Genomic DNA, 16,779 nt, shown 5'->3' with positions numbered 1-16,779 from the left:
CAACCCGTCCTTATCGTTTAGTTCGGGGGTGTGCCATCGGTCGCCAGCCTCAGCAGGCTTTCGGCGTCCATGTCGTCGAGCGAGACGGCGGTGTCGCCGTCGGCGGGCGCGGCCGCCTCCGGTTCGCCTTCCTCGCCCGCCAGTTGCAGGACCATGTCGAGCAGCCCGGCCTTGCGCAGCCTGCTGACTGGGATCGAGGCCAGCGTTTCGCGGATCCGGGCGTCCGGGTCGTCGGCGGCCGCGGTGTCCTCGCCGAACAGCTCGGCCTTGAGGAACTTCGCGATCGCCGCCGGGGTCGGGTGGTCGAATACCAGCGCCGCGGCCAGCGACAGCCCGGTGGCCGCCTTGAGCCGGTTGCGCAGCTCCACCCCGGTCACCGAGTCGAAGCCGACCTCGCGGAAGGCGCGGTTCGCGGGCAGCGCGTCGGCGTTGTCGTAGCCGAGCGTGGCCGCGGCCTCGTTGCGCACCAGTTCGAGCAGGGCCCGGCCGCGTTCGGCGTCCGGCATCGCGGTCAGGCGCTGCTTGAACGCCGACTCGCCCGCGTCCGCCTGGCCGTCCGCTTCGGGCTCGGCCAGCGCCTCGATCACCTCGGGCAGTTCCGAGAGCAGCGGGCTCGGCCGGTTCGCGGTGAAGCTCGGCGCGAACCGGGCCCAGTCCGTGTTGGTCACGGTCAGCGCGGTCTGGTCGTCTTCGAGTGCCTGGCGCATCGCGGTGATCGCCAGCTCCGGCGCCATGGTGAGCAGGCCGCGGCGGGTCAGGTGCTCCCACATCGACGGGTTGTCGTGCACCATGCCCGCTTCGGCCCAGGCACCCCAGGCCAGCGCGGTCGCCACCTGGCCGCGGCCGCGCCGGTACTGGGCGAGCGCGTCCAGGAAGGCGTTGCCCGCCGCGTAACCCGGCTGCCCGCCGCTGCCCCAGTTGGCGGCACCGGAGGAGAACAGCACGAACGCGTCGAGGTCCAGGTCCTCGGTCAGTTCGTGCAGGTGCCACGCGGCGGTCATCTTGGCCTGCAGCAACGCATCGAGCTGGTCCATGGTGAGCGCTTCGACCGCGGCGTCACCGACGCCGACCCCGGCCGCGTGCACCACCGCGGTCAGGTCCGGGATATCGGCGATCAGGGCAGCCACACTGTCGCGATCGGACACATCGCAGGCCGCGATGGTGACCCGCGCACCCGAGGCTTCGAGTTCCTCGCGCAGTTCCAGTGCACCCGGCGCGTCCAGGCCACGGCGGCTGGTGAGCACCAGGTGCTCGGCACCGCTGGCGACCGCCCAGCGAGCGACATACCCGCCGAGCCCGCCGGTGCCGCCGGTGATCAGCACGGTGCCGCGGGCACGCCACTGTTCGGCAGGCCGTTCGGTGACCGGCGCCGCGTGCACCAGCCGCCTGCCGAACACCCCGGCCGACCGCACCGCGACCTGGTCTTCCCCGGTCCCGGCGAGCACGGCGGCCAGCCGGTCCGCGGTGTGCTCGTCGAACGTCTCCGGCAGGTCGACCAGCCCACCCCAGCGGCGTGGCAGTTCGAGCGCGGCGACGCGGCCCATGCCCCAGAGCGCGGCCTGTTCGGGGTTGCGCACCGGGTCGGACTGCCCGACCGAGACCGCTCCCCTGGTCACGCACCAAAGCGGCGCCTCGATGCCGGTGTCGCCGAGCGCCTGCGTGATCAGCAGCGTCATCGCCAGGCCGACCGGCACGTTGCCGACCGCCGGTGCCTCCGCGATGCCCGCCAGCGACAGCACACCGGTGAACTCGTTGTGCGCGACCTCGGCGAGTTCCTTGGCCAGCTTGGTGCGGTGGGTGTCACCCACCTCGACCAGGATCGCGTCGTCACCGAGCACCGCCAGCGCCGCGGTCACCCACGGGTCCTCGGTGTACCCGGTCGGCACCAGCGCGAGCCAGGTGCCGGTGAGCGCCGTGTCCGCGCTGACCGGGGTCCACGACTCGCGGTAACGCCAGGAGTCCACAGTGGACTGCGTGCGCTGGCGGCTGCGCCACCCGGCCAGTGCGGGCACCACCCGTGCGGCGGTGTCGCTGTCGAGCGCGAGCGCTTCGGCGAAGTCGCCTTCCTCGACCAGGTCCCAGAACGCGGCGTCCACCGGGTCGGCGATGGCGGCTGCCTTCCGCTCCGCCGGTTCCGGCCAGAACCGCTGGCGCTGGAAGGCGTAGGTCGGCAGGTCCACCCGGCGTGCCCCGGTCCCAGCGAAGAACACGGTCCAGTCCACTGGGACGCCCGCCACGTAGGCCTCGGCCAGCGAGGTCATGAACCGAGCGGGACCGCCCTCGTCGCGGCGCAGCGAGCCGACCGCGACGGCCGGGATCTCCAGGTCCTCGGCGGTGGCCTGCACGGCCATGGTGAGCACCGGGTGCGCGCTGGTCTCCACGAAGGCGCGGAAGCCGTCGCCGAGCATGGTCTTGACCGCACCCGCGAAGTTGACCGGCTGACGGGCGTTGTGGAACCAGTACTCCGGCCCCAGTTCCGCGCTGTCCACCAGGCCACCGGTCACCGTCGAATAGAACGGGATCTTCGCTTCCAGCGGCTTGATCTCGGCGAACATGTCGAGAATCGCGTCCCGCAGCGGATCCACCTGAGCGCAATGCGAAGCCACAGTGGACGGAACCACCCGCGCCCGGATGTCCTCCGCCACACAGGCGGTCACGAACTCGTCGAGCAGGTCCAGCGGCCCGGCCACGGTGAGTGCCTTGGGGCCGTTGATCCCGGCGATCGCGAGCCCTTCCGACAGGCGTTCGCGGAGCTGGTCTTCGGTCAGCGCGACCGAGGCCACCGCGCCGTTGCCCACCAGTTCGTCGGCGAACAACTGGCTGCGCAACACCACGATCTTCGCCGCGTCCTCCAGGCTCAACGCACCCGCGATGTAGGCCGCGGGAATCTCACCCTGCGAGGAACCCACCACCGCGGCGGGCTCAACCCCGACCGAACGCCACAACTGCGCCAACGACACCATCACCGCGAACAACAACGGCTGCAGGACCTCGATGCGCTCCAGCGCGTCGCTGCCCTCACGCAGCTTCTCGATCACCGACCAGTCGACCAGTTCGCCGACCGCCCGATCACACTCAGCCATCCACTCCGCGAACACCGGCGACGAGTCGAGCAACTCCAGGGCCATCCCAGCCCACTGCGCCCCCTGACCAGGGAACACAAACACCGGAGCCCCAGCACCCTCCACGACGTTGCCGCGCACCACACCCGAGTCCAGCAGCACCGCCCGCGCCTCGAACACCGCCCGCGTCGTCAGCAACGACGCACCGACGTCCACCGGGTCGCCGTCGAGCGCCTTGAGCCGGTCGAGCTGCGCGTCCACCGCGCCCTCGGTTTTGCCGGAGAGCACCCACGGCACCACCCCGTCGATCGGCGAGCGTGTGCCCTTGATCGGCAGCGGGGCCGGTTCCTCGTCGGGTGCCTGCTCGAGAATGATGTGTGCGTTCGTCCCGCTGATGCCGAACGACGACACCCCGGCGCGGCGCTCGCGGCCGACCTCCGGCCACGGGGTGGTGTCGGTCAGCACGCTCACCGCGCCGGACGTCCAGTCCACGTGCGACGAAGGCTGGTCGGCGTGCAGCGTCTTCGGCAGCACGCCGTGCCGCAGCGCCATGACCATCTTGATGATGCCGGCGACCCCGGCCGCGGCCTGGGTGTGGCCGAGGTTCGATTTCACCGAGCCCAGCCACAGCGGGTGCTCACGCTCCTGGCCGTAGGTCGCCAGCAGCGCCTGCGCCTCGATCGGGTCGCCTAGCGCGGTGCCGGTGCCGTGTGCCTCCACCGCGTCAACGTCCGTTGTGGACAGTCCAGCCGAAGCCAGCGCCTGCCGGATCACCCGCTGCTGCGAAGGACCATTCGGCGCGGTCAACCCGTTCGAAGCACCATCCTGGTTCACCGCGCTGCCCCGCACCACGGCCAGGACGTTGTGCCCCTTGCGCTTCGCGTCGGACAGCCGCTCGACCACGATCAGGCCGACACCCTCGGACCAGCCGGTGCCGTCGGCGTCGTCGGAGAAGGCCTTGCAGCGGCCGTCGGCGGCGAGCGCGCCCTGCTTGGACAGCTCGGAGAACACCAGCGGCGTGGACATCACCGTCGCGCCACCGGCCAGCGCCAGGTCGCATTCGCCCTGCCGCAGCGACTGGACCGCCAGGTGCAGCGCCACCAGCGAAGCCGAGCACGCGGTGTCCACGGTGACCGCCGGGCCCTCGAAGCCGAAGGTGTAGGACAGGCGGCCGGAGATGACGCTGGCGGCGAGGCCGGTGGCGCCATGGCCACCGGTTTCCTGGCCGGTGTTGGCGATCAGCGTCGCGTAGTCCTGGCCGTTGGTGCCGACAAAAACGCCGGTCTGGCTGCCCCGCAGCGACGCCGGGTCGAGCCCGGCGCGTTCCAGCGCCTCCCACGAACCTTCGAGCAGCAACCGCTGCTGCGGGTCCATGGCCATGGCCTCACGCGGGGAGATGCCGAAGAAGGCCGGGTCGAATTCGCCGGGGTTGGGCAGGAAGCCGCCGTGACGGGTGATGCTGGGGTTGTCGCCGCCGAACACCTCGTCGAGGTCCCAGCCGCGGTCGGTCGGGAAGCCGACGACCCCGTCGCGGCCGTTGAGCAGCAGCTCCCACAGCTCCTCCGGCGACCGCACGTCCCCGGGGAACCAGCAGGACATGCCCACGATCGCGATCGGCTCGTCGGTGCTATGAAGGTGGCTTTCATTGCGGATTCCGCTATGAATGTGGCTTTCATTGCGCCCGACCAGCTCGTCGGCCAGGTGCGCCGCCAGCACGGCCGGTGTCGGGTAGTCGAAGACCAGGCTGGCGGGCAGCGCCAGGCCGGTCGCCTCGTTCAGCTGGTTGCGCAGCTCGACGGCGGTCAGCGAGTCGAAGCCGAGGTCGCGGAAGGCGTTGTCCACGCCCACCGCACTCGCGTTCGCGTACGCCAGCACCGAAGCGACCCGCGTGCGGACCACGTCGAGCACGGCGTCCACCTGCTCGGCTTCGGGCAGCGCCAGCAGTTGCCGGTGCAGGTCGTTCGCGACGGACTCGGTGGCCCGGCGAGCGGCCTCGGCCTCGTCGAGCAGTCGGCGCGCACCCGGCAGGTCCGCCAGCGACGGGGTCGGCCGCATGCCGAGCAGCCAGCCCAGCATCCGCGGCTCCCGCAGGTCGGCGACCACGGTTGTGGCCGCGCCCTCCGCGACCACCTGCCGCAGCGCGGCGACCGCCAGTTCCGGATCCATCACCGGCGCGCCTTCGCGGTGCGCCCATTCCGAATCGACCGCCATGCCCGCGCCGCCCCACGCGCCCCAGGCGATGGACGACGCGGCGAGGCCGAGCGACCGGCGCTGCCGAGCCAGTGCGTCGAGCACCGCGTTGGCGGCGGCGTAGTTGCCCTGCCCCGGGTTGCCGACGGTTCCGGCGACCGACGAGAACAGCACAAACGCCGTCAGGTCCAGCTCCCGGGTCAGTTCGTCGAGCACCATCGCGGCGTCGGCCTTCGCGCGGTAGACCGTGGTGAACCGCTCCGGCGTGAGCCCTTCGAGCACACCGTCGTCGAGCACACCGGCGGTGTGCACCACGCCGGTCAGCGGCTGCTCGGCGGGAATCCCGGCGAGCACCTGCGCCACGCTGTCGCGGTCGGCGACGTCGCACGCGGTGATGGTGACGTCGGCGCCGAGCCCGGTCAGCTCGTCCCACAGCTCCACCGCACCCGGCGCGTCCGGACCGCGGCGGCTGAGCAGCACCAGCCGGTCCGCACCCCGCCGGGCCAGGTCCCGCGCCACCTGCGCGCCGAGCGCCCCGGTGCCGCCGGTGATCAGCACGGTGCCGGTCGGTTCCCAGGCACCGAGGTCGGCGGGCGCCGGTGCCGCGACCACACGGCGGCCGTACAGCCCGCCGGCGCGCACCGCGACCTGGTCCTCCCCGGCCCGGCCGGACAGCACGTCGGTGAGGCGCCGCGCGACCCGGTCGTCGATGACCTCGGGCAGATCGACCAGCCCACCCCACTGGCGGGGTGATTCGAGCGCGGCGACCCGGCCGAGGCCCCAGACCCCGGCCTGCCACGGCGCGGTGACCGGCTCGTCCTCGCGCACCGCGACCGCACCACGCGTGACGGCCCAGACGGGCGCCAGGATCCCGGCGTCGCCCAGCGCCTGCACCAGTGCGGTCGTCGCGGTGACGCCGCCGAGGTCGGTGTCGAGCGCGAGCAGGGAGAGCACGCCCGCGAAGTCGCCCTCGGGCAGGCACGCGGCGATCTCCTCGCGTGCGGTCCCGGCGACCTCGACGCGGTGCGTGTCGGTGCCGAGGTCCACCCACTCGTCGTCGTACCCGGCGGGCACCACCACCAGCCAGGTGCCCGAAAGCTCACCGGGGGCCGTGCCCGGCAACGCGCGCCAGGTCTCCCGGTACCGCCACGAGTCCACAGTGGACTGGACACGGCGGCGGCTGCGCCACGAGGACAACGCGGGCAGCACCGCGTCCAGCGGCTCGGCGTCCACGCCCAGCTCGGTGGCCAGGCTTTCCAGGTCCTCGCGCTCGACGGCCGCCCAGAACTCGGCGTCCACCACGTCCCGGGCCTCGGCCTCGGCCTCCACCGGCTCGGGCCAGTAACGCTCGTGCTGGAAGGGGTAAGTCGGCAGGTCCACGCGCTGGGCCCCGGTTCCGGCGAAGATCGCCCGCCAGTCCAGTTCCACGCCGCTGACGTGCAGTTTCGCCAGTGCGCCGATCGCGGCCAGCTCCTCACCGCGGTCCTTGCGCACCACGGGCACGGCCACCGACTCGGGCGCGGTCTCGGCCGCCATCGCCGACAGCACACCGTCGGGCCCCAGCTCGAGGAAGGTGTCGACCCGCTCGCCCGTCAGCGTGCGCACGCCGTCGGCGAACCGGACGGTCTCGCGGACGTGCCGCACCCAGTACTCGGGATCGGCCAGCTGCCCCGGCGTGGCGATCTCGCCGCTCAAACCGGACACCACGGGTATCGCGGGCTCGCCGAAGGACAGGCCCGTCACCACGGTCCTGAAGTCGGCGAGCATCGAGTTCATCAACGGTGAGTGGAACGCATGGCTGACCGGCAAACGCCTAGACTTCCGCCCGCGCTCGGCGAAACTCGCCGCGATCTCCGTCGCGACCTGGGCGTTTCCGGAGATCACCAGTGAGCCGGGGCCGTTGATCGCGGCGATCGACACGTCCTCGGTGAGCAGCGGGGTGACTTCCTCCTCGGTGGCCTGGATCGCGATCATGGCGCCGTCCGCCGGCAGTGCCTGCATCAGGCTCGCGCGGGCCTCGACGAGCTTGCACGCGTTCTCGAGGTCGAGCACCCCGGCGACGTGCGCCGCGGCGATCTCGCCGATGGAGTGCCCGGCCAGGAAGTCCGGCCTGATGCCCCACGACTCGATCAGCCGGTACAGCGCCACCTCGATGGCGAAGAGCGCGGGCTGCGTGGCGCCGGTCTCGTTCAGCGCGGCCTCATCGCTGCCCCACATCACCTCGCGGACGTCCAGGTGGGCCAGCACCTCGTCCAGCGCGGCGGCGAACACCGGGAACCGCAGGTACAGCTCCCGGCCCATGCCCAGCCGCTGCGCGCCCTGGCCGGAGAACAGCACCGCCAGCGACCGCTCGCCCGCGATCCCGCGCGCGATCTCCGTGGAGCCGTCCACCAGCACCGCGCGGTGCTCGAAGTCGGACCGCGAGACCACCGTCGAGTAGCCGATGTCCAGCGGGTCGCCGTCCACCGCGCGCAGCCGGTCGAGCTGGGCGTCGAGCGCGGCGGCCGAGCGGCCGGACACCAGCCACGGCACCACCGACGGCTCGACGTCGGCCTGCTCGATCACCGGCTCCACCGCCGGCGCCTGTTCCAGGATGAGGTGCGCGTTCGTGCCGCTCACCCCGAACGACGACACCCCGGCCCGGCGCGGGCGGCCGGTCTCCGGCCATTCGGTGCGCTCGGTGAGCAGTTCCACCGAGCCCGCGCCCCACTCCACATGGGACGAAGGCGCGTCGACGTGCAGCGTCTTCGGCAGCACCCCGTGCCGCAGCGCCATCACCATCTTGATCACCCCGGCGACCCCGCCGGCGGACTGCGGGTGGCCGAGGTTCGACTTGATCGAACCCAGCAGCACCGGCCTCTCGCGATCCTGCCCATATGTGGCGAGCACCGCTTGAGCCTCGATCGGGTCACCCAGCACGGTGCCGGTGCCGTGTGCCTCCACCGCGTCAACGTCCGAAGTGGACAGACCGGCGGCGGCCAGCGCGGCCCGGATCACCCGCTGCTGCGACGGTCCGTTCGGCGCGGTCAGGCCGTTCGACGCCCCGTCCTGGTTGATCGCGCTACCGCGCACCACGGCGAGAACGGTGTGCCCGTTGCGCTTCGCGTCCGACAGCCGCTCCAGCGCGACCACTCCGACGCCCTCGGACCAGCCCGTGCCGTCGGCCGCCTCGGCGAACGACTTGCACCGGCCGTCGGTGGCGAGCCCGCCCTGCGAGCTGAACGCGTTGAACGCGCTCGGCGTGGACATCACCGCGACCCCACCGGCCAGCGCCAGGTCGCACTCCCCCTGCCGCAGCGCCTGCGACGCGAGGTGGATGGAGACCAGCGAGGACGAGCACGCGGTGTCCACGGTGACCGCCGGGCCCTCCAGCCCCGCGGTGTAGGAAACGCGGCCGGAGATCACGCTGGCCACCGAGGAGGTGGTGGCGTAGACGTCCTGGTCGCCGTTGTTGCCCGGCAGGTTCGGGTAGTCCTGGCCGGTGGTGCCCATGAACACGCCGGTCTGGCTGCCGCGCAGCGACATCGGGTCGATGCCCGCGCGCTCGATGGCCTCCCAGGTGGTCTCCAGCACCAGGCGCTGCTGCGGGTCCATCGCCACGGCCTCACGCGGCGAGATGCCGAAGAAGCCCGCGTCGAACCCGGCCACGTCGGTGAGGAAACCGCCTTCGCGGGTGGCGCTGTTGATCGCGTCGAGCGCCCAGCCGCGGTCCGCCGGGAAGCCGGCGATGGCGTCGGTGCCGCTGTCGACCAGCTCCCACAGCTCCTCCGGCGTGGTCACCCCACCCGGATAGCGACACGCCATGCCCACGATCACGACGGGGTCGTCGGCGCTATGAATGTGGCTTTCATTGCGCGTGGCGCTATGAATGTGGCTTTCATTGCGGCCGAACAGCTCGGCCAGCAGGTGCTCGGTCAGCGCCTTCGGGGTCGGGTAGTCGAACACCAGCGCCGCGGGCAGCGCGAGCCCGGTCGCGGCCTTGAGCTGGTTGCGCAACTGGACCGCGGTCACCGAGTCGAAGCCGACCTCGCGGAAGGCCTTGCCGGCGGGCAGGTCCTCGGCCGCGTCGAAGCCGAGCGTGGCGGCGGCCTCGGTGCGGACCAGGTCGAGCAGCACCCGCGACCGTTCCGCCTCGCCCAGCCCGGCGAGCCGCTGCTTGAGCGCCGACTCCTCTTCCGGTGCGTCGTCGGCGAGCGCCTGGCGTGCCTCCGGGAGTTCCGAGAGCAGACGGCTCGGGCGGCGGCTGGTGAAGCTCGGCGCGAACCGTTCCCAGTCGGTGTTCGTGACGGTGATCAGCGTGCGGTCCTCTTCGATGGCCCGCTGCATCGCGCTGATCGCCAGGCCCGGCTCCATCGAGAGCAGGCCGCGGCGCACCAGGTGGTCGGCCATGTCCTCATGGGTGGCCATGCCCGCCTCGGCCCAGGCGCCCCAGGCGATCGAGGTCGCGGTGAGGCCGCGTGCCCGGCGGTACTGGGCGAGCGCGTTGAGGAAGGTGTTGCCCGCCGCGTAACCCGGCTGGCCGCCACTGCCCCACATCGCCGCGCCCGAGGAGAACAGCACAAACGCGTCGAGGTCGCCGGTGAGTTCGTGCAGGTTCCACGCGGCCGCGAGCTTCGACCGCAGCAGCGCGTCCAGCTGCTCGATCGTCAGCGACTCGGCGGGCGCGTCACCGACCCCGACCCCGGCCGTGTGCACCACGGCGGTCACCGGGTGTTCCGCCAGCAGCGCGGCCAGCGCGTCCCGGTCGGCGGCGTCGCAGGCGGCCACGGTGACGCGGGCGCCCATGCCTTCGAGTTCGTCGCGCAGCTCCGGCGCGCCCGGCGCGTCGAGGCCGCGGCGGCTGGTGAGCAGGACGTGCTCGGCGCCGGTCTCGACCGCCCAGCGCGCCACGTACCCGCCGAGGCCGCCGGTCCCGCCGGTGATCAGGACCGTGCCGCTCGGCTGCCAGTCCCGTACCGGCTCGGCCGGGGCCGCGTGCACCAGGCGGCGCCCGTACACGCCGTCGGCGCGGATCGCCACCTGGTCCTCGGCCCCGGACAGCACCGCGGGCAGCCGGTCGTCCCTGCCTTCGGGCACATCGACCAGACCACCCCAGCGCTGTGGTTCTTCGAGCGCGACGGCCCGGCCGAGGCCCCAGAGCGCGGCCTGGTCGGGTTCGGTGACCTCGGCGGCATCCGCCACCGCGACCGCACCGCGCGTGACGTTCCACAGTGGAGCGTCGATCCCGGCGTCGCCCAGCGCCTGGATGAGGAACAGCGAGCGCGCCAGCCCGGCGGGAACGGCACCCGTCCGCGGCGCGTCGGCGGTGGCCAGCAGGGACAGCACCCCGGTGAACTCGCCGTCGATCTCACGCAACGTCTCGGCCAGCTCGTCGCGGCCGACGTCACCGACCTCCAGCGTGACGGTCTCCGTGCCGAGATCGATCGGCTCGCCGCCCTCGGGCACCACCACCAGCCAGGTCCCGGACAGCGCCCCGGACGGCTTGATCGGTGACCACGACTCGGCGTACCGCCAGGAATCCACTGTGGACTTCGCGCGGCGGCGGCTGCGCCACCCGGCCAGCGCGGGAACGACGCGTGCCGCGGTGTCGGTGTCCAGGTCCAGTTCGGCCGCGAAGTCGCCTTCTTCGACCAACTCCCAGAACTCCGCGTCCACCGGGTCCACGGTGGATGCCGGGGTCAGCGGCTCCGGCCAGAACTGCTTGTGCTGGAAGGCGTACGTCGGCAGATCGACTCGCCGCGCTCGCGTACCGGCGAAGAAGATCCGCCAGTCCACGGAAACCCCGGCGACGTAGGCCTCGGCGAGCGAGGTCATGAACCGAGCGGGCCCGCCCTCGTCCCGCCGGAGCGAGCCCACCGCAACGGTCGGCACGTCCAGCGATTCGGCCGTCTGCTGCGCGGCCATGGTCAGCACCGGGTGCGCGCTCGGCTCGACGAACACGCGGAAGCCGTCGTCGAGCATGGTCTTGACCGCACCCGCGAAGTTGACCGGCTGGCGGGCGTTGTGGAACCAGTACTCCGGCCCCAGCTCACTGCCGTCCACCAGACCACCGGTCACCGTCGAATAGAACGGGATCCGCGCCTCCAACGGCTTGATCTCGGCGAACATTTCCAGGATCGCGTCCCGCAGCGGATCCACCTGAGCGCAATGCGAAGCCACAGTGGACGGAACCACCCGCGCCCGGATGTCCTCCGCCACACAAGCCGCCACAAACTCGTTCAACGGCTCCAGCGGTCCGGCCACGGTGACGGCCTGCGGCCCGTTCACCCCGGCGATGGTCAGCTCACCGTTCAGGCGTGCCCGTGCCTGTTCCTCGGACAACGCGATCGAGGCCACCGCGCCATTGCCCACCAACTCATCGGCGAACAACTGGCTGCGCAACACCACAATCTTCGCCGCGTCCTCCAGACTCAACGCACCCGCGATGTACGCCGCCGGAATCTCACCCTGCGACGAACCCACCACCGCAGCAGGCTCCACACCCACCGAACGCCACAACTGCGCCAACGACACCATCACCGCGAACAACAACGGCTGCAACACCTCAATGCGCTCCAGCGCACCGCTGCCCTCACGCAACTTCTCAAGCACCGACCAGCCGACCAACTCGCCGACCACCCGGTCGCACTCGGCCATCCACTCCGCGAACACCGGCGACGAATCCAGCAACTCCAGCGCCATCCCAGCCCACTGCGCCCCCTGACCAGGGAACACAAACACCGGAACCCCAGCACCCTCCACGACGTTGCCGCGCACCACACCCGAGTCCAGCAGCACCGCGCGTGAGTCGAACACCGCCCGCGTCGTCAGCAACGACGCACCGACGTCCACCCGATCCGCGTCCAGCGACCGGATCCGGTCCAGCTGCATGTCGAGCGCGGCAGCCGACTTCGCCGACAGCACCCACGGCGCCTGGCCTTCGATCGGGGCCGGTCCGGCGGGCAGTTCCAGCAGCGGCGCGTCCGACCTGGGTGCCTGCTCCAGGATCACGTGGGCGTTCGTGCCGCTGATGCCGAACGACGACACCCCCGCGCGGCGCACCCGGTCGACCTCCGGCCAGTCCGTCGTGCGCATCAGCACCTCGACGGAACCGGCCTCCCAGTCCACCTTGGACGACGGCACATCGACGTGCAGCGTCTTCGGCAGCACGCCGTGCCGCAGCGCCATCACCATCTTGATCACGCCGGCGACCCCAGCCGCGGCCTGCGTGTGCCCGAGATTGGACTTCACCGAGCCGACGTACAGCGGCCGCTCGCGCTCCTGCCCGTAGGTCGCCAGCAACGCCTGCGCCTCGATCGGGTCACCCAGGGTGGTGCCGGTGCCGTGCGCCTCCACCACATCGACGTCCGAAGTGGACAGGCCGGAGTTGGCCAGCGCCTGCCGGATCACCCGCTGCTGCGAAGGACCATTCGGCGCGGTCAGCCCGTTCGAAGCACCGTCCTGGTTGACCGCGCTGCCGCGCACGACCGCGAGAATGGTGTGCCCGTTGCGCTTCGCGTCGGACATCCGCTCGAGCACCAGCAGGCCGACGCCCTCGGAGAAGCCGGTGCCGTCGGCGGAGTCGGAGAACGCCTTGCACCGGCCGTCCACGGAAAGCCCGCGCTGGCGCGACAGCTCGACGAAGGTGCTCGGGGTGGCCATCACCGTGACCCCACCGGCCAGCGCCAGGTCGCATTCGCCCTGCCGCAGCGACTGCGCCGCCAGGTGCATGGTGACCAGCGAGGACGAGCAGGCCGTGTCGACGGTGACCGCGGGGCCCTCGAAGCCGAAGGTGTAGGACACGCGCCCGGAAGCGACGCTCAGCGAACCGCCGGTCGCCTGGAAGCCTTCGGAGGTCTCGGCGTCCAGGATCGTCGCGTAGTCGCTGTACATCACGCCCGCGAACACGCCGGTCTGACTGCCGCGCAAGGACGCCGGGTCGATACCGGCGCGCTCCAGCGCCTCCCACGAACCCTCCAGCAGCAGGCGCTGCTGGGCGTCCGTGGCCAGCGCCTCACGCGGGCTCATGCCGAAGAACACCGGGTCGAACTCGCCGGCGTCGTGCAGGAACCCGCCGACGCGCGTGTACGAGGTGCCGGAGACTTCGGGGTTCGGGTTGTACAGCGCGTCGAGGTCCCAGCCGCGGTTGCCCGGGAAGCCGGTGATCGCGTCGCCGCCCTCGGACACCAGGCGCCACAGGTCCTCCGGCGAGCCGACGCCACCGGGGAAGCGGCAGGACATCCCCACGATCACAATCGGGTCGTCGGCCACCGCCCGGTTGATCTGCTGCGGGACGACAGTGTCGGCGTCGAACAGCTCGTCCCGCAGGTACGCAGCCAGCACCGCCGGGGTCGGGTAGTCGAAGACCAGGGTCGCGGGCAGCTTCAGCCCGGTCGCCGTGGTCAGGCGGTTGCGCAGCTGCACGGCGGTCAGCGAGTCGAAGCCCATGCTCTGGAAGGCCAGCATCGGGTCGACCGCCTCGGCACCGGAGTACCCCAGCACTACCGCGACCTGCGCGCGCACCAGGTCGGCGAGCGCGTCGGTGCGGGGGGCCTCGCTCAGCGACGCGAGCCGCTGCACCAGGGTCGTCGCGGTTTCCGCCCCGGCGACCGTGCGCCGCGAGCGGCTGCGGACGAGCCCGCGCAGCAGTGGCCGCACCTCGCCCTGCGCACGCAACCCGGGCAGGTCCAGCCGGATCGGCACCAGCGTGGGTTCGGCGGCGGCCATGGCGTCGTCGAACAACGCCAGGCCCTGCTCGACGGTCATCGGCGGCATTCCGGCCCGGCCGAGGCGGTCCGCCGCGTCCGAATCGGCCAGCATGCCGGTCTGGTCCCAGGCACCCCACGCGAGCGAGACCGCGGGCAGGCCCGCCGCGCGGCGGTGCTCGGCGAGCGCGTTCAGGAAGGCGTTCGCCGCGGCGTAGTTGCCCTGCCCGGCGGTGCCGAACACCCCGGCGGCCGAGGAGAACAGCACGAACGCGTCCAGGTCGCCGGTCAGCTCGTGCAGGTTCCACGCGGCATCGACCTTCGGCCGGAACACCGTGCCGAGCCGGTCCGCGTCGAGGGAACCGATCACGCCGTCGTCGAGCACCCCGGCGGTGTGGATGACGGCCTTGACGTCGTGCCGGGCCAGCAGCTCGGCCAGCGCCTCGCGGTCGGTCACATCGCAGGCCTCGACCTGCACGTTCGCGTCGATGTCCGACACATCGGCCTGGCCACTTCGGCTGACCAGCAGCAGATCCCGCACCCCGTGCTCAGCCACCAGATGCCGGGCGACCGCGAGACCGAGCCCGCCGGTGCCGCCGGTGATCAGCACCTGACCGGACCAGGTGAACTCGCCTTCCGGCTGCGTACGCGCCAGGCGCGGCACCAGCAGCTGACCGTCCTGGACCCTCACGTGTGGCTCGTCCACCGCGAAGGCCTCCGGCGGCACGTCACCGTCGGCCTCGATCAGCCCGAACCGCCCGGGGTTCTCCGCCTGCGCAACCCGGACCAGGCCGCCGACCGCAGCGGCGGCGAGCCCGCCGCGGGTCACGATCACCAGGCGCGCGTAGCGTTCCTCGGCCAGCCACCGCTGGAGCACCCCGAGCACCTCGGCCGCGGCCGCGTGGGTGGCCTCGACCACGTCACCACTGGTCTCGACCTCGTACACCTCGTACTCGTCCACAGTGGACTCGGCGGTGGCGGGCACCCAGTCGAGGCGGAACAGCGGCTCGCGCCGCGCCACCGGTTCGGCCACCACCCGCGTGACCAGCGACCGCACCGAGGCGACCGGCGCACCGACCGGATCGGCCACCGCGATGGCAAAGCCCTCACCGGTGGGGGTGAACCGGACACGCACCGCGGAAGCGGCCGTCGCGTGCAGCGACACGCCCTCCCACGAGAACGGCAACCCGCCGCCCCCGCCGTCGGCGATCCCGGCCAGCAGTGGCGCGTGCAGGCTCGCGTCGAGCAGTGCCGGGTGCAGGCCGAAGCCGTCCGGCGAAACGCCTTCGGGCAACGCGGCTTCGGCGAAGATCTCGTCACCGAGCCGCCAAGCCGCACGCAGGCCCTGGAACACCGAGCCGTATTCGAAACCGAGTTCGGCGAAGCGCTGGTAACAACCGTCCACTTCGATCGGTTCCGCGCCGGCGGGCGGCCAGGCCGTGTCGAACTCCGCGGTGTGCTCACCGACGGCGAGCACACCGGTGGCGTGCTCGGTCCACGGTTCGTCCACAGCATCCTCAGGGCGGCTGTGGATGGTGATGGTGCGCTGCTCGTTTTCGTCGGCCGCGCCGACGCGGACCTGGACGCGCACCGCGCGCTCGGTCAGCACCAGCGGAGCCGCGAGGGTCAGTTCCTCGACCCGGTCGCAGCCGACCTCATCACCCGCGCGCACGGCCAGCTCGACAAACGCGGTGCCCGGCAGCAAGGCCTGTCCGTTGACCGCGTGCTCCGCCAGCCACGGGTGCGAGCGCAGCGAAAGGCGGCTGGTGAGCACACCTTCGCCCTCGGCGAGTTCCACGGCCGCGCCGAGCAGCGGGTGCTCGACCGCACCCAGCCCGGCGGCACGCACATCACCCGCGCCGCCGGTGGCACTGGGCCAGTAGCGCTCGTGCTGGAAGGCGTAGGTGGGCAGGTCGACCCGCCGGGCGCCCTCGGGGAAGAACGCGGTCCAGTCCACCGGAACGCCCTGCACGTGGGCCTCGGCCACGGAGGTGGTGAACCGCAGCCAGTCACCGTCGTCACGCCGGAGCGTGCCGAGCACGATCCCGGCGACACCCGCGGCTTCCAGCGTCTGCTCCACGCCGACGGTCAGCACCGGGTGCGCGCTCGGCTCGACAAACACGCGGTAGCCGTCGTCGAGCAGCTTGCGGGTGGCGCGTTCGAACTCGACTGTCTGGCGCAGGTTGGTCACCCAGTACCCGGCGTCGAGGCGCGCGGTGTCGATCGGCTCACCGGAAACCGTGGAGTAGAACGGGATCTCGCCGGTGTGCGGGCTGATCGGCGCCAGGTCGGCGAGCACGCGCTCGCGAATGGTCTCCACCTGCGGGGTGTGCGAGGCGTAGTCCACCGAGATGCGGCGGGCGCGGATGCCGTCGGCTTCGCAGGCGGCCTTGAGTTCGTCGAGCGCGGCCGCCTCACCGGCGACCACGGTCGCGCCCGGCCCGTTGACCGCGGCGACCGAGATGCGCTGGCCCCACAGCTTCAGCCGCGGGCGCAGTTCGTCCACCGGCTGGGCCACCGACATCATGCCGCCGTGCCCGGCCAGCGACTCCGCCACGGCCTGGCTGCGCAGCGCGACCACGCGGGCCGCGTCCTCCAGGCTGAGCGCGCCGGCGACCACGGCCGCCGCGATCTCCCCCTGCGAGTGGCCGACCACCGCGTCGGCGGTGACCCCGGCCGAACGCCACAGCTCGGCCAGCGAAACCATCACGGCCCACAGCACCGGCTGCACCACATCGACTCGTTCGAGATCGACGTCACCACGCAGCGCGTCGAGCAGGTTCCAGTCGACAAAGGGATCCAGCGCCGCGGCGCATTCGGTGATCCGCTCGGCGAACACCGGT

General features: G+C 72.1%; 1 protein-coding gene (cut by a window edge). It reads right to left on the bottom strand.

What is annotated here, in order from left to right:
- Window positions 1–17 precede the first annotated feature (17 nt).
- Window positions 18–16,779, bottom strand: partial view of a type I polyketide synthase gene (locus tag A4R43_RS44330; RefSeq protein ID WP_236808528.1) — the 3' portion only. The gene runs 16,085 nt beyond the window's last position; only the last 16,762 of its 32,847 coding nucleotides appear in the window; its start codon lies off the right edge, out of view; the stop codon is at window positions 18–20.

It is taken from the genome of Amycolatopsis albispora (assembly GCF_003312875.1).
In the GTDB taxonomy this organism is placed as follows: Bacteria; Actinomycetota; Actinomycetes; order Mycobacteriales; family Pseudonocardiaceae; genus Amycolatopsis; species Amycolatopsis albispora.
This window is presented reverse-complemented; position numbering and strand designations above follow the sequence as displayed.